Source organism: Agromyces cerinus subsp. cerinus, from assembly GCF_900142065.1.
GTDB lineage: Bacteria > Actinomycetota > Actinomycetes > Actinomycetales > Microbacteriaceae > Agromyces > Agromyces cerinus.
Window position 1 is genome coordinate 535,570 of record NZ_FSRJ01000004.1, and the last position, 19,672, is coordinate 555,241.

Here is a 19,672-nt window from a genome sequence, read left to right on the forward strand (position 1 = left end):
TGATCCCCTCTCACCGATGGGTGCGCCGCCTGTGCGCGAGCGCACCTCGGTTCCAGACTCGCACGCCACTCGGTCGACGTCGACCCCGCATCGGGACTAGCCGGGCTCGGGTTCGGGGTCGGTACGCGCGCCGAACTCGCGATCAGGCTCCTCGTCGACGGGAGGTTCGAACCCCGCGGCAGCTCCCGCACCGGTCACCGGTTCGGCGTCGACCATCGCATCGAGCGGATGCGCCAGCTCATCCTGCCCGAGGCGCGCGAATGCGAGGGTGCCGATCGCGAGCAGCGGCGACACGAGGCCCGCGATGAGGAACGCCGGCGCGATGCCGATCCACTCCCCCACCGGGCCCGCGACGGCCATCGAGATCGGCATGAGCGCGAGCGAGACGAAGAAGTCGAGACTCGACACCCGACCGAGCATCGCGGGCGGCACCCGCCGTTGCAGCAGCGTGCCCCAGACGACGCTCGCCCCGGAGAACAGCACACCGCAGATGAAGAGCGCCACGACCATCACCCAGAGCCATGAGGTGAATCCGATGACCGCGAGTGGGAGGCATCCGAAGCCCCACGCCAGGATCATGAGCGTCAGATATCGCCGCGGCAACCGCATGGAGGCGACGGCGAGCGAACCGATCGCACCGCCGACGCCGAACGCGGCGAGCGCGAGCGCGAATGCTCCGGCGCCGCCGCCCGTCTGGTCTTTGACGGCGAAGGGCAGCAGCACCTCGATCGGGCCCATGATCACGAAGACGAGCAGGATCGAGAAGATGAGCGTCGCGAGCAACCACTTCGTGCGCATCAGGTACGAGAAGCCGTCGCGCAGGTCGATGAACGTCTGGCGCACCGGATGCACCGGCGGCCCGTCGAGCACTCGCCTCACCGCTGTCGTGCGCATCACGCCGAGCACCGCCGCCGCGACGACCTGGAGGCCTGCGACCACCGCGAACGCGAGCCACGGCCCCTGCAGCGCGATGAGGCCGCTCGCGAGGGCCGGGCCGGCGGCGTTCATCACCGACGGCCGCAGCACGCCCTCGATGCCGTTGGCGGCGAGCAATTGCCCCTCCGGCAGGATGGCGGGCAGCCAGGCCGAGTAGGCCGGGTAGAAGAAGCCGTCGGCCAGGCCGAGCACGAACGAGAGCACCGCGAGGTGCCACACCTCGATCAGCCCGGTGGCCGCGAGCACCGCGGCCACCGAGAACGCGGCGCCGCGCACGACCTCGACGGCGAGGAGGATGCGCCGCTGCGGGATCCGGTCGGCGGCGACGCCGCCGAACAGCACCGCGAGCACGAGCCCCAGACTCGACCCCACCGCCACGAACGAGAGGTCGACGGGCGTGCCGCCGAGCTCGACGACCTGCCAGACGGCCGAGACGATCCACGCCCCGGCACTCAGGAGCGACGCCGCGAGCGCCGTCGTGAGCAGCCGGTACTGGCCCGAGCCGAACGGTCGGAGGGCGCGCGGAAGTCGAGCGGCGGTGGTCACTCGTCCATCATGGCAACGCCCGCCGACACGGTCGACCGCGCGCGAGCGTCACAGCACGTCGTCGACGAGCCACTTCTCGACGAGGTGGTCGGCGACGATGCGTCGGATCGTGCCCGACTTGCCGCGCAGCACGATCGACTCCGTGCGCACGATCGGCCCCTTCTTGCGCACGCCGTCGAGCAGTTCGCCGTCGGTCACGCCCGTGGCGACGAAGAACGTGTTGTCGCCGCGCACGAGGTCCTCGAGCTCGTAGACCCGGTCGCAGTCGAGGCCGGCGGCCTCGCCGCGCGCGCGCTCGGCGTCGTCCTTCGGCGCGAGCACGCCCTGCATGAACCCGCCGAGCGCCTTGATCGCGCACGCGGTGGTGATGCCCTCGGGGCTGCCGCCGATGCCGACGCACATGTCGATGCGCGACTCGTAGCGGGCCGCGTTGATGCCGCCGGCGACGTCGCCGTCGCTCATCAGACGGGTGCCCGCACCGGCCTCGCGGATGTCGGCGATGAGCTGCTCGTGGCGATCGCGGTTCAGCACGGCGACGCGGAGCTCGCTGACGTCCTTGCCCTTCGCCGCGGCGAGCGCGCGCAGGTTCTCGCCGATCGGCTTCCGGATGTCGACGACGCCGATGCCCGAGGCATCCGTGACGATCTTGTCCATGTAGAAGACGGAGGAGGCGTCGAGCATGGTGCCGCGGTCGGAGACGGCGATGACCGAGAGCGCGTTGTGACGGCCCGCGGCCGTGAGCGAGGTGCCGTCGATCGGGTCGACCGCGATGTCGCACGCGGGGCCGCGGCCGGTGCCGACGCGCTCGCCGTTGAAGAGCATGGGCGCGGCGTCCTTCTCGCCCTCACCGATGACGACCACGCCCTCGAAGTCCACCGTGCCGAGGAACGCGCGCATCGCGTCGACCGCGGCGCCGTCGGCTCCGAGCTTGTCGCCCTTGCCGATCCACGGGTACGAACGGATCGCCGCAGCCTCGGTGGCACGCACGAGTTCGAGTGCGATGTTGCGGTCGGGGTGCAAGAACAGGCTTGCCGTGTCGGTGCTCACCATCGAGGGTCCTCCCGGACGCTAGTGCGGCCGGCCAGTCGGGCGGCCATGGAACGATGAATCCAGCCTATGCAGCACGCCCGCCGATCTCGCCTGTTTTCCGGTCGACGGCGATGAAAGAATGTGCATTCTTAAGCCGGCGTTCAGGGCAGTCGCAGTTCGCCGACCACGGCGTCGACGCCCGGACCGGCGTGCCAGGCGCTCACCATGGCGGCGCCGCCCGGTCTGGTTCGCACGCCGGGCATCACCTCGCCGCCCGGTGCACACTCGGTCACCGCGCTGAGGAAGACCCACGCGGGCGCACCGCAGAGCTCACCGAGCGACCAGACGCGATCGAGGTCGAGGCCGTCGGCGAGCACGCGCCGTCGCTCCTCGGCCGACTGCGGCGCGAGTCCGGCCCACATCGAGCCGCCGAGCGCTCGAACGCCCGCCGCCGTCAGCACCCCCTCGGGAGCGCCGCCGATACCCGAGACGAGATCGAGGCCCGCTTCGCCGCCCGCCGCGCGGAGGCTCCGTTCGACGTCGCCATGCACGAAGAGCTCGACGGATGCCCCTGCCGCTCGCGCCTCGGCGACGAAGCCCTCGTTCCTCGGCCGCTCCTGCACGGCGACCCGCACCTCCGAGGCCGCGACGCCCCGCGCTGCGGCGATGCGGGCGACGAGTTCGCCGACGGGGGCGCCGGCCGGAGCATCCGGAAGCCACGTGACGTGCTTCTCGAGGTAATGGGCCGTGCCGAGCGCTGCGAGGGCGCCGCGCGGCGCGACCGCGAGCACGGCCATCGCGCCGGGCGCCCCTGCCGCAGCGAGACGGGTGCCGTCGACCGGATCGACGGCGAGGTCGATGACGGGCGCGACGCCGCGGCCGAACCGCTCGCCGACGTACAGCATCGGCGCCTCGTCCTTCTCGCCCTCGCCGACCACGACGACCCCGTCGACGTCGAGTTCGCCGAGCGCCGAGCGCAGCGCACGCACGGCCAGCGCGTCGACGCCGTGGCCGTCGCCCGAGCCGACGAGGGGCGATGCGGCGAGGGCGGCGAGGGCAGTCGCGCGGCGGAAGCCGTCGACGAGGCCGAGTTCGGCGAGGCGGAGCGGGTCGGTCGGCACGCGTCCATCCTGCCGTGCTGCGGGCGCCGCGGCATCCGACACCTGAGCACCCCTCGGCAAGTCGGTAGACTCGACGCCAACCCCGTTGTCGTCCGAAGGAGCACCATGCCCATCGCCACCCCCGAGCAGTACGCCGAGATGCTGGACACCGCGAAGGCCAAGGGCTTCGCGTTCCCGGCCTTCAACGTCTCCTCCTCGCAGACGCTCAACGCGGTGCTGCAGGGCCTGACCGAGGCAGGCTCCGACGGCATCATCCAGGTCACCACCGGCGGCGCCGACTACTTCGCCGGCCACACCGTCAAGGCCCGTGCCACCGGTGCACTCGCCTTCGCGCGCTTCGCCCACGAGGTCGCCAAGAACTACCCGATCACGGTGGCGCTGCACACCGACCACTGCCCGAAGCCGGCCCTCGCCGACTTCGTCTTCCCGCTCATCGAGGCCTCCGAGGCCGAGGTCAAGGCCGGCCGCAACCCGATCTTCCAGTCCCACATGTGGGACGGCTCGGCCGTGCCGCTCACCGAGAACCTCGAGATCGCCAAGGAGATCCTCCCCCGCATGAAGGCGATCAACGCCATCCTCGAGGTCGAGATCGGCGTCGTCGGCGGCGAAGAGGACGGCGTGCAGCACGAGGGCTCGAACGACGCGCTGTACACCACGCTCGACGACGCGATCGCGACCGTCGAGGCGCTCGGCTTCGGCGAGCAGGGCCGCTACATGGCCGCCCTCACCTTCGGCAACGTGCACGGCGTCTACGCTCCCGGCAACGTGAAGCTGCGCCCGGCGCTCCTGAAGGAGATCCAGGACGGCCTGCAGGCCAAGTACGGCACGGCCGCGAAGCCGCTCGACCTCGTCTTCCACGGCGGCTCGGGCTCGACCGACGCCGAGATCGCCGAGGCCGTCGCGAACGGCGTCGTGAAGATGAACATCGACACCGACACGCAGTACGCCTACACGCGCGCCGTCGCCGGCTACATGTTCCAGAACTACGACGGCGTGCTGAAGGTCGACGGCTCGGTCGGCAACAAGAAGCAGTACGACCCGCGCGCCTGGGGCAAGGTCGCCGAGACCGCCATGGCGGTTCGCGTCGGCGAGTCGACCCGTCAGCTCGGCTCCGCCGCGCAGTCGATCAGCGCGTAAGGCACGGATGTCGCAGCACGAGGCCGCTCGAACGCCCGACCAGTCGGGCGACGCCGCAACGACGAACGGAGGGGCGACCCCGCCCGCCGCGCCGTCGCCGCGGCGCGACGAGCGGCCTCGTCCGCAGTACGGCGAGTACGCCCCCGAGGGATGGACGTGGACGCCGCCGGTCGATGAGCGCGCAGCGGCCGCTGAGGCGGCGAACGCCGAGGCCGCCGCCGCCGTTGCTCCCGCTGCCCCGGCGGCTCCCTCGCATGCCGCCGCCGGCGCGCACCCGATCGATCGCATGTGGACGATCACGCTGCTCGTCTTCGGCGTGTTCGGCGCGCTCTACAACAGCCTGGCGCTCTTCCAGTTGCCGACCACCGCACTCGAATCGGCGAAGCTCTCGGCGTCGGTACTCGGCGTCGAGCCCCCGGCCGACTTCGTTGCGGGTCCGGCGGTTCCCGCGTTCATCTTCGTGGGCATCGCGCTGCAACTCGCACTGTGGGTCGTCGCGCTGCTCTGGTCGCGTGCCCGCATGCGGGCCGGCCGACTGGCGTGGTGGGTCCCGTTCGTCGCGGGCGTCGCGGCCTTCATCGTGGTGGTGGTCGTCGGCATGCTCGTGTTCGCGAGCGACCCCGCCTTCATGCCGTCGCTGACGCCCGCCCAGCCGTAGGCAAGCAGCACCGCACATCGAACCGTCGAAGTCCGCCCTCCGAGCGCATCGGGAGGGCGGACTTCGACGTTTCGACGGCGTGCCGGCAGCTCAGCTCGCGGCGCCCTCCGGCACCGCCTCCATGCCGCCGGTTGCCGTGCCGGGGCCCCCGACGTCCTCGGGGTCGGCGAGCGTCTCCGCATCGGCCGGCGCCGCGAACTGCGCCTCGTAGAGCCGCGTGTACGCGCCGCCCTGGGCGAGCAGCTCGGCGTGGTCGCCCTGCTCGACGATGTGCCCGTCCTCCATCACGAGGATGAGGTCGGCGTCGCGGATCGTCGAGAGCCGGTGCGCGATCACGAAGCTCGTGCGGTCTTTCCGCAGCGCGTTCATGGCGTGCTGCAGCAGCAGCTCGGTGCGGGTGTCGACCGAGCTCGTCGCCTCGTCGAGGATCAGCACGGCCGGCTGCGCGAGGAATGCACGGGCGATCGTGATGAGCTGCTTCTCACCGGCCGAGAGGTTCGACGCCTCGTCGTCGAGCACCGTGTCGTAGCCGTCGGGCAGCGTGCGCACGAAGCGGTCGACGTACGTCGCCCGGGCCGCCTCGAGGATCTCGTCCTCCGAGGCATCCGGTCGCCCGTAGGCGATGTTCTCGCGGATCGTGCCCGTGAACAGCCACGTGTCCTGCAGCACCATGCCCATGCGGCCGCGCAGCTCGTCGCGCGTCATCCGTGTGATGTCGACGCCGTCGAGGGTGATGCGCCCGGAGTCGAGCTCGTAGAAGCGCATGATGAGGTTCACGAGGGTCGTCTTGCCGGCACCGGTCGGGCCGACGATCGCGATCGACTGCCCGGGTTCCGCGGTGAGCGAGAGTTCGTCGATGAGCGGCTTCTCGGGGTCGTAGCTGAACGAGACGTCGTCGAAGACGAGACGACCGGATGCCGCGCCCTCCGCGCCGTCCGCATCCGCGGCGGCCTCGGGCTCGACCGGGTCGGGCACCTGCTCGTCGGCGTCGAGCAGCTCGAACACCCGCTCGGCGCTCGCGACGCCCGACTGCAGGAGGTTCGCCATCGAGCCGAGCTGGCTGAGCGGCTGGGTGAACTGCCGCGAGTACTGGATGAACGCCTGCACGTCGCCGAGGCTGATGCTGCCCGCTGCGACCATGAGGCCGCCGACGACGGCGATCGCGACGTAGACGAGGTTGCCGACGAACATCATGGCGGGCATGATGATGCCGCTCACGAACTGCGCGCCGAAGCTCGCCTCGTAGAGCTGGTCGTTCTTGTCGTCGAACCCGCGCTCGACCTCGCGGCGGCGGCCGAAGACGCGCACGAGGGCGTGGCCCGAGTAGGCCTCCTCGATCTGCGCGTTGAGGGTGCCGGTGTGGGTCCACTGCGCGACGAAGAGCTTCTGCGAGCGCTTGGCGATGATCGTCGTGATGAGGATCGTGAGCGGGATCGTGACGAGCGCGATGGCTGCGAGCAGCGGCGAGATGATGAACATCATCACGAGCACGCCGACGACGGTGAGGAGCGACGTGAGCAACTGGCTCATCGTCTGCTGCAGCGACTGCGAGACGTTGTCGATGTCGTTCGTGACCCGCGAGAGGAGCTCGCCGCGCTGCATCTTGTCGAAGTACGACAGCGGCAGGCGGTGGAGCTTCTCCTCGACCTCCTGGCGCAGCCGGTAGACGGTGCGCTGCGTCACGCCATTCAGCACGTAGCCCTGCGCCCACCCGAAGAGCGAGGCGAGCACGTAGAGGGCGAGCACCCAGAGCAGCACGGTCGCGAGCGCGCTGAAGTCGATGCCCTCCCCGGGCACGAGGTTCATCGACGACACCATGTCGGCCTGCTGGGTGTCGCCGGAGGCACGCAACCCGTCGACGACCTGCTGCTGCGTCGCACCCGCGGGCATCTGCGACGAGAGGAAGCCCTCGAAGATGATGTTCGTCGCCTCACCGAGGATCTTCGGGCCGAGCACCGAGAAGACGACGCTCACGACGCCGAGCAGCACGACGGCCGCGACGAGCGCTCGCTCGGGCTTGAGCCGGCGGAGCAGTCGCTTGGCCGACGGCCAGAAGTTCATCGACTTCTCGGCGGGCATGCCGACGCCGCCCATCGGGCCCCCGCCCATCGGGCCGCGGCGGGGCGGGCCGACCGGACGAGCCGGAGCTGTCGGGGCCTCCTGCGGTTCGGCGGATTCCTGCGGCTGTTCCTGCGACGCGCTCATGCCGCCTCCTCCACGCTCAGCTGGCTCTCGACGATCTCGGCGTACGCCTCGGAGCTCGCGAGCAGTTCCTCATGGGTGCCCTGCGCCGTGATCCGGCCGTCTTCGACGACGAGGATCTTGTCGGCGCCGACGATCGTGGCGACGCGCTGGGCGACGACGATCATGGTGGCGTCCGACACCGTGCGCGACAGCGCCGCGCGGAGGCGGGCGTCGGTCGCCGTGTCGAGAGCCGAGAACGAGTCGTCGAACAGGTAGATCGGCGGTCGTTTCGCGAGGGCTCTCGCGATGGACAGTCGTTGTCGCTGGCCGCCCGAGACGTTCGTGCCGCCCTGCGCGACGGGAGCCTCGAGCTGGCCGGGCATCGCGGCGACGAAGTCCTGCGCCTGAGCGGTCTCGAGCACGCTCCAGAGCTCGGCGTCGCTCGCGTCGGGGTCGCCGTAGCGCAGCGTCGAGCCGACGGTGCCGGCGAAGAGGTAGGGCTTCTGGGGCACCAGGGCGAGCTGTGCGCCGAGCACCTCGGGGTCGAGTTCGCGCACGTCGACGCCGCCGACGAGCACGGAGCCGCCCGTGGTGTCGAAGAGGCGGGCCACGAGGTTCACGATGGTCGTCTTGCCCGAGCCTGTAGCGCCGATGATCGCCGTGACCTGGCCCGGTTCGGCGACGAAGTTCAGGTCGTGCAGCACGGGCTCTTCGGCCCCCGGGTAGGCGAAGTCGACGCCGCGGAACTCCACCCTGCCGGGGGCGGTGAGCGCGAAGACGGGCTGCTCGGGGTCGACGACGCTCGACGCGGTCTCGAGCACCTCGCCGATGCGGCCGGCGGAGACCGCGGCACGGGGCAGCAGGAAGGCGATCATCGTCGCCATCATGACGGCCATGAGGATCTGGATGAGGTAGCTGAGGAACGCGGTGAGCGAGCCGATCTGCATCGAGCCGTCTTCGACGCGGTACGCGCCGAACCAGAGCACCGCAATGCTCGAGACGTTCAGCACGAGCATGACGACCGGGAAGACGAGCGCGAAGAGGCGCCCCGCCTTCAGCGCGGTGTCGGTGAGCGCGTCGTTGGCCTCGTCGAAGCGCTCGCTCTCGACGCCCTCGCGCACGAAGGCCCGGATGACCCGGATGCCGGTGAGCTGCTCCCTGAGCACCCGGTTGACGCTGTCGATGCGCTTCTGCATCGACTGGAAGAGCGGCACCATGCGGCTGATGATGAGCCCGACCGAGACGAGCAGCACGGGCACCGCGACGACCATGATCCACGAGAGGGCGAGGTCTTCGCGGAGCGCCATGTAGACGCCGCCGATCGCGAGGATCGGCGCCGAGACGAGGATCGTGCACGACATGAGCACGAGCATCTGCACCTGCTGCACGTCGTTCGTCGAACGCGTGATGAGGCTCGGGGCGCCGAAGCGCGACACCTCCTGCTCCGAGAAGTCGGCGACCTTGCGGAACACGGCGACCCGCAGGTCGCGGCCGAAGGCCATCGCCGCCTTCGCGCCGAAGTACACGGCTGCGATGGCGCACGCGACCTGGGCGAGCGTGATGGCGAGCATCACGCCGCCGGTCGAGATGATGAAGCCGGTGTCGCCCTTCGCGACGCCGTCGTCGATGATGTCGGCGTTCAGCGTCGGCAGGTACAGCGAGGCGATCGACTGCGCGAGCTGGAACACGATGACGCCGAGGAGCAGCGCCCAGTACGGCCGGAGGTGCCGGCGCAGCAGTTTCATCAGCATGGAGTGGTTCCCATCGGGCTGGTCGGGGTGGTCTGGAGAGTCGGTTCGAGTACTGCATCGGATGCCGCGCGCGGAGGCGGGCCGGCGGGCGTCGCGATGCCGTGGACGATGAGGTGCGCGAGTTCGTCGGTGTCGAGCCCGATGGTCGGGCCGAACTGCGGCATCGCCGACGAGAACGCGACGAGCCGCACGAACTTGAAGACCTGGGCGGGCGGCACGCGCAGCGCCTCGAGGTCGGGGGCGAGCAGCTCGTCGAAGATGCCGGTGATGATCTCGAGGTTCTGCGCCGGCGGCCGAGGGCGGTTGCCCAGCGCGGCGAAGACGCCGAAGATGCCGCTGAACCGGTCGAGGAAGCGGGCGAGCACGAGCTCGATCTTCAGCTCGAGCGGCAACGACGGATCGATGCTGCGGAGGGCGGCGCGGAACGGCTCGGGGTCGAGGAAGTGCTCGACCGCCGCGTCGATGATGGCCTCCTTGTCGTCGAACACGCGGAACAGCGTGCCCTCGGCGACACCGGAGGCATCGGCGATCTGCCGGGTCGTGACGTCGCGGCCGTGGGCGACGAGCAGCGGCAGCGTCGCCTGCGCGATCGCCGCTCGACGCTCCTCGACCGGCATCGGCTTCGCGCGCACCGCACGCTCGGTACTCGATGTCATGTGAGCGATGTTACGCGGAGTGAGCGCTCACTCCGCACGATCCGCGTTCGCCCCGCGCGAACGCGCTGTGCGAACGCGAAGGAGACGGCTGCGCTACCGTGGCCTCGTGCCGTCATCGCTCCTCGGCGACCGGGTGTCGCCCATCGCCTCGCGAGTCTCGACCATCGAACTGCTGTTCGACCTCGTCTTCGTCTACACGATCAGCCAAGTCGCCGCGATCGTCGTGCACGACCCCGATTGGAGCGGCATCGGGCAGGCCGCGGTCATTCTCGCGCTCGTCTGGTGGATGTACGACGCCTACGCGTGGCTCACGAACCAGACCAGCGCGGACACTCCGTTCGTGCGGCTCGCCCTCATCGCCGCGATGGCGGCGTTCCTCGTGATGTCGCTCGCGATCCCCGACGCCTTCGGCGCGACCGGCATCGTGTTCGGCGCGGCCTACATCGTGGTCGCGTTCATCCACGCCGCCCTCTTCATCGCCCGCGGAGGCCGCGGGGCGGCCCGGCGCATCCTCGTCGTCGGGCCCTCGAACATCCTCGTCGGCGTCCTCCTCCTCGCCTCGGGGTTCTTCGAGGGTCCGATCGACTGGGTCTTCTTCCTCCTGCCGCTGCTCGCCTTCCTGGCCTCGGCGATCCTGAGCGCGCGGGGCGGCTTCGACCCAGGGGCCTCGCACATGGTCGAACGACACGGCCTGCTCATGATCATCGCGTTCGGCGAGTCGATCGTCTCGGTCGGCGTGGCCGCGGCGAGCCATCCGCTCGACGCCTCGCTGATCGTCGGCACGGTGCTCGCCGTCGGAGTCGTCGCGGCCCTCTGGTGGTGCTACTTCGCCGGCGACGACACTCGCGCCGAGGAGGCGATCGCATCCGCTCCGGCGCGATCTCGTACGCGCCTCGCGCTCGTCGCCTTCTACGTCGAACACCTCGCGATGATCTTCGGCCTCGTGCTGGTCGCCGCGGGCCTCCACGAAGTCCTCGTCGATGCCGCAGCGCCGACGCCGACCGTGCCGGCACTGCTCGTGGGCTGCGGTGTGGGGCTCTACCTGCTGGCGGATGCCGCCTACCGCTCGACCCTTCGGCTCGGCGCGATCGGATGGCGCATGGCCGGCGGCGTGCTGGCCGTCGCCACCGCCCCGATCGGCATCGGCGTCTCGGGACTGGCCCAACTCCTCGCGGTGCTCGCAGTGGTCGCAGTGCTCCTCATCGCCGAATCGCGCGCGCAGAGCGGCCTCGTCGCGGGGCGCGAGGCGGTCGTCTCCTAGACGGCGTTGGCGCGACCCCGACCGCCGAGCGCACGCTCGTCGCGGTTGCCCTGGAGGTCTTTGCGCAGCTCCTTCGGCAGCGAGAACATGAGGTCTTCTTCGGCCGTCTTGACCTCGGAGACCGAGCCGTAGCCGGCGTCGGAGAGCGCGTCGAGCAGCTCCTTCACGAGCTCTTCGGGCACGGACGCCCCGCTCGTCACGCCGACCGTCTCGACGCCGTCGAGCCACTCCTGCTTGACCTCGCTCGCGTAGTCGACGCGGTAGGCGGCCTTGGCGCCGTACTCGAGCGCGACCTCGACGAGGCGCACGCTGTTGGAGCTGTTGGCCGAGCCCACGACGATCACGAGGTCGGCGTCCTGCGCGACCTTCTTGATCGCGACCTGGCGGTTCTGGGTGGCGTAGCAGATGTCGTCGGAGGGCGGGTCTTGAAGGTTCGGGAACCGCTCGCGCAGGCGCCGCACGGTCTCCATGGTCTCGTCGACCGAGAGCGTGGTCTGCGAGAGCCAGACGACCTTGTCGGGGTCCTGCACCTCGATGTTGTCGACGTCGTCGGGGCTGTTGACGATGGTCACGTGGTCGGGCGCCTCGCCCGCCGTGCCCTCGACCTCTTCGTGGCCCTCGTGGCCGATGAGCAGGATCTCGAAGTCGTCGCGCGCGAAGCGCACGGCCTCGCGGTGCACCTTGGTCACGAGCGGGCAGGTCGCGTCGATCGCGTGCAGGCCGCGGTCGGCGGCGGCGTTCACGACGGCCGGCGAGACGCCGTGCGCGCTGAAGACGATGTGGGCGCCCTCGGGCACCTCGTCGACCTCTTCGACGAAGATCGCGCCCTGCGCCTCGAGCTCGGTGACGACGTGGATGTTGTGCACGATCTGCTTGCGCACGTAGACCGGGGCGCCGTAGTGCTCGAGGGCCTTCTCGACCGCGATCACAGCGCGGTCGACGCCGGCGCAGTAACCGCGGGGAGCCGCGAGGAGCACCCGCTTCTGTCCGGGGACGGGGTTATCCTTGAGCCGGCCGCGCACGCCCGGAACTCGGGGCATGCCAAGGCCGATTCGCGGGGTTTCCGTAGTGCTCGTCACGGTGCCCATCCTACGCGGCTGACGCGGGCAGACGGCTGGGAGGCCCCACATGACGGATGCACCGGCGACACGCGAAACTCCGTGGCCGGTCGCGCTCCTCTCGGGCAAGCTCAAGGCGTACATCGATCGGCTCGGCACGGTATGGGTCGAGGGCGAGATCACCCAGTGGGGCGTCTCGGGCGGCAACGTCTACGGCAAGCTGAAGGACCTCGACGCCGAGGCGACGCTCTCGTTCCAGGTCTGGTCGTCGGTGCGCGCGCGCTTCGACGAGCAGTTCAAGCAGGGCGACCGGGTCATCGCGCTCGTCAAGCCCAACTGGTGGGTCAAGGGCGGCTCGCTGTCGATGCAGGTCTTCGAGTTGAAGCACGTCGGCCTCGGCGACCTGCTCGAGCGCCTCGAGCGCCTGCGCACCCAACTCGCGGCCGAGGGGCTGTTCGATGCCGACCGCAAGCGGCGTCTGCCGTTCCTGCCGGGCGTCGTCGGCCTCATCACCGGCAAAGACAGCGACGCCGAGAAAGACGTGCTGCGCAACGCCAAGCTGCGCTGGCCCGCCGTGGAGTTCCGCGTCGTGCACGCCGCCGTGCAGGGCGATCGCACGGTCTCCGAGGTCGTGGCGGCGATCGAACGACTCGACGCCGACCCCGAGGTCGAGGTCATCGTCATCGCCCGCGGCGGCGGCGACTTCCAGAATCTCCTGGGCTTCAGCGACGAGCGCGTCGTGCGCGCGGCCGCCGCGGCATCCACTCCCATCGTCTCGGCCATCGGGCACGAGGCCGACCGGCCGCTGCTCGACGAGGTCGCCGACCTTCGGGCGTCGACTCCGACGGATGCCGCGAAGCGCGTCGTGCCCGACGTCAACGAGGAGCTCGTGCGGGTGGAGCAGGCCCGCGCCCGACTCGGCATGCGACTGCAGGCGATCCTCTCCCGCGAGATCGACCGCATCGGCCACCTGCGGTCGCGGCCGGCGCTCGCCGAGACCTCGTGGATCGTCGATCGTCGTGCCGAGGACCTGACCCGATGGGTGGCGCGCGGCGCCGAGCTCGTCGAACGCACCATCGATCGACAGACCCACCGCGTGGCCGAGCTGCGCGGGCACCTGCGTGCGCTCTCGCCGCAGGCCACGCTCGACCGCGGCTACGCGATCGTGCAGGGCGACGACGGCCACGTGGTGCGCGGCCCGGCAGCGGCGCCCGACGGCGCCGAGATCACCGTCACGCTCGCCGAGGGCGCGTTCGCCGCCGTGTCCCGCGGTGCCGTTCCGTCGGTGCACGACCTCGCCGCTGCGCCCCACGACCTCGCTGAATAAAGCTCACGACCACGCCGAATAGAATGGACGCCATGCCCTCCCCCACCGAAGTCTCCGAGCTGAGCTACGAGCAGGCGCGCGACGAACTCGTGCAGGTCGTCGGCGAGCTCGAGCAGGGTTCGGCGACGCTCGAGCAGTCGCTCGCGCTCTGGGAGCGCGGCGAAGCCCTCGCGGCACGCTGCGAGGAATGGCTGATCGGCGCGAAGGCTCGCCTCGAGGCGGCCCGTGCCGGCTCGTCTCGCGCAACCTCCGACGACAGCGGCGACCGCTGATGGCGGAGCGCGCGCCCAGGGTCGTCGCCGAGCTCGGCCGGCCCGAGACCCCCGAGGAGACGGCGGCCCGCAAGGCCGAGAACTCCCTGAAGCACCGCCAGCGCCAGACGCTGCGCAACCTCCTGCTCGCACTCGGCGCGAGCCTCGCGGTCATGCTCGTCATCGTGCTGCTCGTGCCGCGCAGCGACACGCCCATCGAGCGCGACGTCGACGTGGCATCCCTCGCCGAGCAGGCGCAGACCACGAGCGACGACCCGCTCGCGGTGCCCGAGCTGCCCGAGGGCTGGCGTGCCAACGCCGCCGAGCTCCGCGTCAGCCAGGCCGACGAGGTGACCGCGTGGTACGTGGGCTACCTGACCCCGGGCGACGAGTTCATCGGGCTCTACCAGGGCCTCGACGCGAACCCCACGTGGGTGGCCGGGCTCCTCGCCCGCACGCTCGCCGTGGGCACCACCACCATCGACGGCGTCGAGTGGACGGTGTACGACAACCGCGAGTCGCCCGAAGACGTCGGCAACGCCCGCTACGGCCTCACCACCGAGGCGGGCGGCAGCACCTTCGTGCTGCTCGGCACCGCGACACCCGAGGAATTCGAGACGCTCGCGTCGGCGCTCACGCCGACGATCGAGGCACAGGACTGAAAGGGCACCACGTGACCACGCAGCCGAAAGATCGTCCGCAGACTCCGGCTGAGACGTGGCGCGAACTCCGCAGCGGCAACGCCCGCTTCGTCGAGGGCAAGCCGCTCCATCCCCGCCAAGACGTCGATCGGCGGGCGTCGCTCGCGCACGCCCAGCGCCCGCTCGTCGCGATCTTCGGATGCAGCGACTCGCGCCTCGCGGCCGAGATCATCTTCGACGTGGGGCTCGGTGACGCCTTCGTGGTGCGCAACGCCGGCCAGGTCGTGACCCCGTCGTCGCTCGGATCGCTCGAGTACGCGGTGGGTTTGCTGCACGTGCCCCTCGTCATCGTGCTGGCGCACGACGAGTGCGGCGCCGTGCGTGCCGCCATCGACTCCGAGGCCGAAGACGCGACCCCGCTGCCGGTGCACATCGCCGGCCTCGTCGAGAAGATCGTGCCCGCCGTGCGCAAGGTCGCGGGAGGAGCCGCCGACGCGCCGGTGGACCCCGCTCACGTCGACACCGGCTTCGTCGGTCGCGAGCACCTGCGCAACACCGTGACCGAGCTCGTGGCCGCGTCCGAGATGATCAGCGACGCGATCGCAGCGGGTACGCTGGCTATCGTCGGAGCGAACTACCGACTCTTCGAGGGTCGTGTCGAGACCGACATCGTCGTCGGCTCGGTCTGACGGGCTCGAGCTTCGGCTCGAGCCGACTGAACGAGCGGCATCAGCCGGGACATCCGGCACCGCACATCGAAGGGAACACACCGTGGTGGACAACGCCGCCGACTATCGCATCGAGCACGACACGATGGGCGAGGTGCGGGTCCCCGCATCGGCGCTCTACCGGGCGCAGACGCAGCGCGCCGTCGAGAACTTCCCGATCTCCGGAGCGGGCCTCGAGCCCCAGCAGATCCAGGCGCTCGCGCGCATCAAGAAGGCCGCCGCGCAGGCGAACGCCCAGCTCGGCGTGCTCGACCCGGCCATCGCGAAGGCGATCGAAGACGCCGCCGACGAGGTCATCGCGGGCGTCCACAGCTACACCGAGCACTTCCCGGTCGACGTCTACCAGACCGGCTCGGGCACGTCCTCGAACATGAACATGAACGAGGTGCTCGCCACCATCGCGACGAGCAAGCTCGGCAGCGCGGTGCACCCCAACGACCACGTGAACGCCTCGCAGTCGTCGAACGACGTCTTCCCGACCTCGGTGCACATCGCCGTGACCGCGGCGCTCATCGACGAGCTCATCCCCGCGCTCGACCACCTCGCCGTCGCCCTCGAGGCGAAGGCCGTCGAGTGGGCCGGCGTCGTCAAGGCCGGCCGCACCCACCTCATGGACGCGACCCCCGTCACCCTCGGCCAGGAGTTCGGCGGCTACGCCCGCCAGATCCGCCTCGGCATCGAGCGCGTGCGCACGGCGCTCCCCCGCGTCGCAGAGGTCCCCCTCGGCGGCACGGCCGTCGGCACCGGCATCAACACGCCGGCCGGGTTCCCGCAGCTCGTCATCTCGCTGCTGCAGTCCGAGACCGAACTGCCGGTCACCGAGGCCGCCGACCACTTCGAGGCGCAGGCCAACCGCGACGGCCTCGTCGACGCATCGGGCGCGCTGCGCACGATCGCCGTGAGCCTCACGAAGATCTCGAACGACCTCCGCTGGATGGGTTCCGGCCCGAACACGGGCCTCGGCGAGCTCCGCATCCCCGACCTGCAGCCGGGCTCCTCGATCATGCCGGGCAAGGTGAACCCCGTCGTTCCCGAGGCCGTGCTCATGGTCTGCGCACGGGTCATCGGCAACGACGCGACGATCGCGTGGGCCGGGGCATCCGGTGCCTTCGAGCTCAACGTGCAGATCCCGGTCATGGGCACCGCCCTCCTCGAGTCGATCCGCCTGCTCGCCAACTCGGTGCGCGTGCTCGCCGACAAGACGATCGACGGCCTCGAGGCCGACGTCGAGCGTGCGACCGCCCTCGCGGGCATGTCGCCCTCGATCGTGACCCCGCTCAACAAGCTCATCGGCTACGAGGCCGCCGCGAAGATCGCGAAGCACTCGGTGGCCAAGGGCATCACGGTGCGCGAAGCCGTGATCGACCTCGGCTACGTCGAGCGCGGCGACCTCACCATCGAGCAGCTCGACACCGCGCTCGACCTGCTCTCGATGACGCGACCGCCACAGGCCTGAGCCTCGGCGAACCACGAAGCGCCCCGCCGATCCGGCGGGGCGCTTCGTCGTCTGCAGCCTGCTACATCAGGCGGATGTCGCGTGCACGTCGTGGCCCGCGAGGAAGCCGATGATGTCGGCCGACGCGTCTGCGAGCCTGCGGAAATGACGGTGGGCGCCGGTGACCGGCACCTCGCCGTTCACGCTCCAGGTCGCCATGCCCGCGGCGAGCCCAGCGGCGACACCCGCGGGAGCGTCCTCGATCACGAGGCAGTCGCGGGGGTGGGCGCCGAGCCGGAGAGCCGCGAGCAGGTAGGGGTCGGGCGACGGCGTGCCCGCGTCGGTCGCCCGGTTGTCGACGATGACCTCGGGCAACGGCAATCCGAGTCGACGGAACCGTGCCGTCACGCGCCGCTCGGCGTTCGAGGTCACGAGGGCCCAGGTGTTCGGTTCGAGCGACGAGAGGAGCAGCGCGGCTCCATCGATTCCACGCACCGCTCCGTGCTCGGCCTCCACGTCTTCGAGCCGATCGAACGCGGCGACGAGCGGAGCCGGGTCGCGCCCCGGCAGCACTTCGGCCACGGTCTCGAGCGGCCGGGTGCGCAACGCCGTCTCGTAGACGACCGCCGGGTCGAGTTCGAATCGCTCGGCCCACTCGTGCCAGATGCGCCGCTGGCCCGCCATCGCGTCGATCAGCGTGCCGTCGACGTCGAAGAGCACCGCACGTTTCGACCGCATGATCCGATCCTCTCAGGCGGCCGCGCTTCAGGCGATCGCGCGGGCGGAGCGGGCGACGGATGCCGGCGGCAGCACGCGCAGCGCCACGATGACACCGGCGACAGTCGCCGCAGCGGTCAGCAGCAGCCCGCTGACCGCGCTGTCGCCGCCGCTCACTGCGAAGGTGTCGGCGATCGACATGCCCATCGAGAACCCGGCGACCCACTGCGTGAACCCGATGCCGACGACGGCGACGAGGCTCGCGCGGGCGATGCGGCGGGCGTCGAGGCGTCGGAGGATGCCGCGGTTGCCGAAGACGGCCGTCGCGAGGAACAACAGGCCGAGCGGCACCCACGTCGCGGCCCAGACGAGAGCGTATGCCACGGACGGGCCCGCGGGCTCTCCGCGATCCGCCATCTGCGCGTAGATCTCGGGCAGGGAGAGTGCCGGCACCTTCGACTGGGGGTTCCAGACGAGGATGTGCACGACGGCGAACGCGGCGCCGCCGAGCACGACGACCGCGCCGACGAACGCCGTCGCACGAGTGCCGAGGCGCGCAGGCAGCCCCGGCCGGGTGCGGCGGAGTTCGGGATCGGTCTCGGCGGGGAGCGCCGCGGCGAAGATGGCGATCGCCACGCCCAGGAGCATGCCGCCGAGCATCATCGCCGGCACGAGCGCGACGCTCAGCACCGCGAGCACCGGCACAGCGAGCACCGCGACCCCCAGGCTGACCGCCCAGCGCAAGCCGGGAGCGCGTGACGCGAGCAGCCCGTGCATCGCAGCGGCGAGCCAGACCAGCCCGACGCCCCCGATGAGCGCGACGACGACGAACACGCCCGAGCGCAGGTCGCCGAACGCACCGCCGTCGAGGAACGGCGTCGTGAAGAAGCTCCCGAGCGCGAGCATCACCGCGGCCATCGACCATGCGGCCGCCCAGCGCAGCCGGCGGCCGGCGAGCGCGCCCTGCGTCACCCCGAACGCCTCCGGCGAGCGCGGAGCCCGCAGCACGACGCCGAACGCGCCGGCGACGAGTTGCGCGGTCGACACGCCCGCGGCCGGGGCGTCCCGCAGGTCGGCCGCCCACTCCTCGCGGTAGCGCTCGCGCCGGGCGTCGGGCAGCAGCCGCACGGCGACGGCGAGCGCGCCGCGGGCGATCCGCCCGCTCATGCGAGTCCGCCCGCGACGGCGGGTGCCGTCGTCGCCGTCGCGGCGGCAGCCGCGGTCGAGCTGCGTGTCGCTCGCACCGCGATCGCCTGCCGGGCCGCGGCCGCGCCGCCCTCGCTCAACGTGTAGTACCTGCGGCGCGGCCCGGGCCGCGAGGCATCCTGCTCCCATTCGCTCTCGAGCCAGCCCGCACGCTCGAGTCGTTCGAGGATCGGGTAGACGCTGCCGGCCGGGCGGCCCGAGGCCTTGACCAGGGCGAGTCCCCAGACCGGGCCGGGCGAATCGAGCAGGGCCTGCAGCACGTCGACCGTGGCATCCGTGATGCGACTGAGCGGTTCCATGCTCGAACTCTAGCTATATAGAGATAGCCGAGGCAATGTCCGGAACCTGGGAGATTCGTCGTGACGATCGAGGTCGGGCGACGGCGTAGCGTGGAGCCATGGATCATGGAGGCACCCCCGTCACGACCACCGCCGAGCTCGAGGCGATCATCGGCTCGCCGCTGCCCGCCGCCCGCGACAAGTCGCGCGATCGCCTGCACGCGATCGATCGGCAGTGGCTCGCGGCATCCCCGCTCTGCTTCGTCTCGACGGCGGATGCCGCCGGAAACGCCGACGTCTCCCCCAAGGGCGACCCCGCCGGTTTCGCGATCGTGCTCGACGACACGACCATCGCGATCCCCGAGCGACCGGGCAACCGCCGTGCCGACGGCTTCCACAACGTGCTCGAGAACCCGCACGTCGGCCTGCTCTTCGTCATCCCGGGCCGCGGAGACACGCTGCGTATCAACGGCCGTGGCAGGCTGCTGCGCGATGCGCCCTACGCCGATCGCATGCAGGTGCGGGGGCACGAGCCCCTGCTCGTGCTCGAGGTCGCGATCGACGAGATCTTCTCCCACTGCTCGAAGGCGTTCCTGCGATCGCAGACGTGGAAGCCCGAGACCTGGGATCCCGCGGCGGCGCCCCGCCGCGCCGTGATCGCGCAGGCGCTCGAACGGCCGAACGAGTCCGTCGAGGCGCTCGACGCGTACTACGGCCCGACGTACGACGCGAAGCTCTACGGCTGACGCGAC

Annotated in this window: 19 protein-coding genes; 9 read left to right on the forward strand and 10 right to left on the reverse strand. The window is 70.9% G+C overall.

What is annotated here, in order from left to right; all coding sequences use genetic code 11:
- Positions 1–96: 96 nt before the first annotated feature.
- From BUR99_RS16750 to BUR99_RS16760, 3 genes are all read right to left on the reverse strand, one after another.
- Positions 97–1,482 (reverse strand): MFS transporter, encoded by a 1,386-nt coding sequence (locus BUR99_RS16750; protein ID WP_074261479.1) that lies wholly within the window; start codon positions 1,480–1,482, stop codon positions 97–99.
- Positions 1,483–1,530: 48 nt separating this feature from the next.
- On the reverse strand, positions 1,531–2,532 hold the full coding sequence (gene glpX, locus BUR99_RS16755) for a class II fructose-bisphosphatase (RefSeq protein WP_074261480.1): 1,002 nt from the start codon (positions 2,530–2,532) through the stop codon (positions 1,531–1,533).
- A 140-nt stretch (positions 2,533–2,672) separates the two neighbouring features.
- A complete protein-coding gene (locus tag BUR99_RS16760; RefSeq protein ID WP_159441004.1) occupies positions 2,673–3,632 on the reverse strand; it encodes a fructose-bisphosphatase class II in 960 nt (319 codons plus the stop codon).
- Positions 3,633–3,737: 105 nt separating this feature from the next.
- Between BUR99_RS16760 and fbaA the strand changes: the two genes are divergently transcribed.
- Both fbaA and BUR99_RS16770 read left to right on the forward strand, forming a co-directional pair.
- Entirely contained in the window at positions 3,738–4,769 is a 1,032-nt protein-coding gene (gene fbaA, locus BUR99_RS16765) for a class II fructose-bisphosphate aldolase (RefSeq protein ID WP_074261482.1), read from the forward strand.
- Positions 4,770–4,776: 7 nt separating this feature from the next.
- Positions 4,777–5,427, forward strand: coding sequence for a DUF6264 family protein (locus BUR99_RS16770; protein WP_074261483.1), 651 nt, complete (start codon positions 4,777–4,779; stop codon positions 5,425–5,427).
- A 90-nt stretch (positions 5,428–5,517) separates the two neighbouring features.
- Here the strand turns inward: BUR99_RS16770 and BUR99_RS16775 are convergent, their stop codons facing one another.
- The 3 genes from BUR99_RS16775 to BUR99_RS20480 are packed head-to-tail and all read right to left on the reverse strand — an operon-like array spanning position 5,518 to position 10,018.
- On the reverse strand, positions 5,518–7,632 hold the full coding sequence (locus BUR99_RS16775; RefSeq protein ID WP_084184084.1) for an ABC transporter ATP-binding protein: 2,115 nt from the start codon (positions 7,630–7,632) through the stop codon (positions 5,518–5,520).
- Positions 7,629–9,362 (reverse strand): ABC transporter ATP-binding protein, encoded by a 1,734-nt coding sequence (locus BUR99_RS16780; RefSeq protein WP_074261484.1) that lies wholly within the window; start codon positions 9,360–9,362, stop codon positions 7,629–7,631. The genes BUR99_RS16775 and BUR99_RS16780 overlap by 4 nt, the downstream gene beginning before the upstream one ends.
- On the reverse strand, positions 9,356–10,018 hold the full coding sequence (locus BUR99_RS20480; RefSeq protein ID WP_074261485.1) for a TetR/AcrR family transcriptional regulator: 663 nt from the start codon (positions 10,016–10,018) through the stop codon (positions 9,356–9,358). The genes BUR99_RS16780 and BUR99_RS20480 overlap by 7 nt, the downstream gene beginning before the upstream one ends.
- A 106-nt stretch (positions 10,019–10,124) precedes the next feature.
- Here BUR99_RS20480 and BUR99_RS16790 point away from each other — a divergent pair, with 106 nt between their 5' ends.
- Positions 10,125–11,279: a low temperature requirement protein A gene (locus BUR99_RS16790; protein WP_074261486.1), complete on the forward strand. Its 1,155-nt coding sequence runs from the start codon at positions 10,125–10,127 to the stop codon at positions 11,277–11,279.
- Here BUR99_RS16790 and BUR99_RS16795 read toward each other — a convergent pair.
- On the reverse strand, positions 11,276–12,319 hold the full coding sequence (locus tag BUR99_RS16795) for a 4-hydroxy-3-methylbut-2-enyl diphosphate reductase (RefSeq protein WP_074261487.1): 1,044 nt from the start codon (positions 12,317–12,319) through the stop codon (positions 11,276–11,278). The two genes, BUR99_RS16790 and BUR99_RS16795, sit on opposite strands and share 4 nt — an antisense overlap.
- 88 nt (positions 12,320–12,407) lie before the next feature.
- Here BUR99_RS16795 and xseA point away from each other — a divergent pair, with 88 nt between their 5' ends.
- From xseA to BUR99_RS16820, 5 genes are all read left to right on the forward strand, one after another.
- Entirely contained in the window at positions 12,408–13,664 is a 1,257-nt protein-coding gene (xseA, locus tag BUR99_RS16800) for an exodeoxyribonuclease VII large subunit (RefSeq protein WP_074261488.1), read from the forward strand.
- A 23-nt stretch (positions 13,665–13,687) separates the two neighbouring features.
- The gene (locus BUR99_RS16805) at positions 13,688–13,936 is read left to right on the forward strand and encodes an exodeoxyribonuclease VII small subunit (RefSeq protein ID WP_074261489.1); all 249 of its coding nucleotides are present in this window, start codon (positions 13,688–13,690) and stop codon (positions 13,934–13,936) included.
- Complete coding sequence (locus BUR99_RS16810; protein WP_074261490.1) at positions 13,936–14,577, forward strand: DUF4245 domain-containing protein; 642 nt, start codon at positions 13,936–13,938, stop codon at positions 14,575–14,577. The genes BUR99_RS16805 and BUR99_RS16810 overlap by 1 nt, the downstream gene beginning before the upstream one ends.
- Positions 14,578–14,588: 11 nt before the next feature.
- Positions 14,589–15,245 (forward strand): carbonic anhydrase, encoded by a 657-nt coding sequence (locus BUR99_RS16815; RefSeq protein WP_074261491.1) that lies wholly within the window; start codon positions 14,589–14,591, stop codon positions 15,243–15,245.
- A gap of 82 nt (positions 15,246–15,327) precedes the next feature.
- The gene (locus BUR99_RS16820) at positions 15,328–16,740 is read left to right on the forward strand and encodes a class II fumarate hydratase (RefSeq protein ID WP_394327848.1); all 1,413 of its coding nucleotides are present in this window, start codon (positions 15,328–15,330) and stop codon (positions 16,738–16,740) included.
- Between the two features lie 66 nt (positions 16,741–16,806).
- Here BUR99_RS16820 and BUR99_RS16825 read toward each other — a convergent pair whose 3' ends face one another.
- From BUR99_RS16825 to BUR99_RS16835, 3 genes are read right to left on the reverse strand one after another with little or no spacing between them, the layout of a single operon-like run.
- A complete protein-coding gene (locus BUR99_RS16825; RefSeq protein ID WP_074261493.1) occupies positions 16,807–17,457 on the reverse strand; it encodes an HAD-IA family hydrolase in 651 nt (216 codons plus the stop codon).
- A 27-nt stretch (positions 17,458–17,484) separates the two neighbouring features.
- Positions 17,485–18,603 carry a hypothetical protein gene (locus tag BUR99_RS16830; RefSeq protein WP_074261494.1) on the reverse strand — a complete coding sequence of 373 codons (1,119 nt, stop codon included), beginning with the start codon at positions 18,601–18,603 and terminating at the stop codon, positions 17,485–17,487.
- Positions 18,600–18,941: a PadR family transcriptional regulator gene (locus tag BUR99_RS16835; protein WP_074261495.1), complete on the reverse strand. Its 342-nt coding sequence runs from the start codon at positions 18,939–18,941 to the stop codon at positions 18,600–18,602. Before BUR99_RS16835 ends, BUR99_RS16830 begins: the two co-directional genes overlap by 4 nt.
- A gap of 98 nt (positions 18,942–19,039) precedes the next feature.
- On the opposite strand from BUR99_RS16835, the gene BUR99_RS16840 reads away from it, so the two are divergent.
- On the forward strand, positions 19,040–19,666 hold the full coding sequence (locus tag BUR99_RS16840) for a pyridoxamine 5'-phosphate oxidase family protein (RefSeq protein ID WP_074261496.1): 627 nt from the start codon (positions 19,040–19,042) through the stop codon (positions 19,664–19,666).
- Positions 19,667–19,672 lie beyond the last annotated feature (6 nt).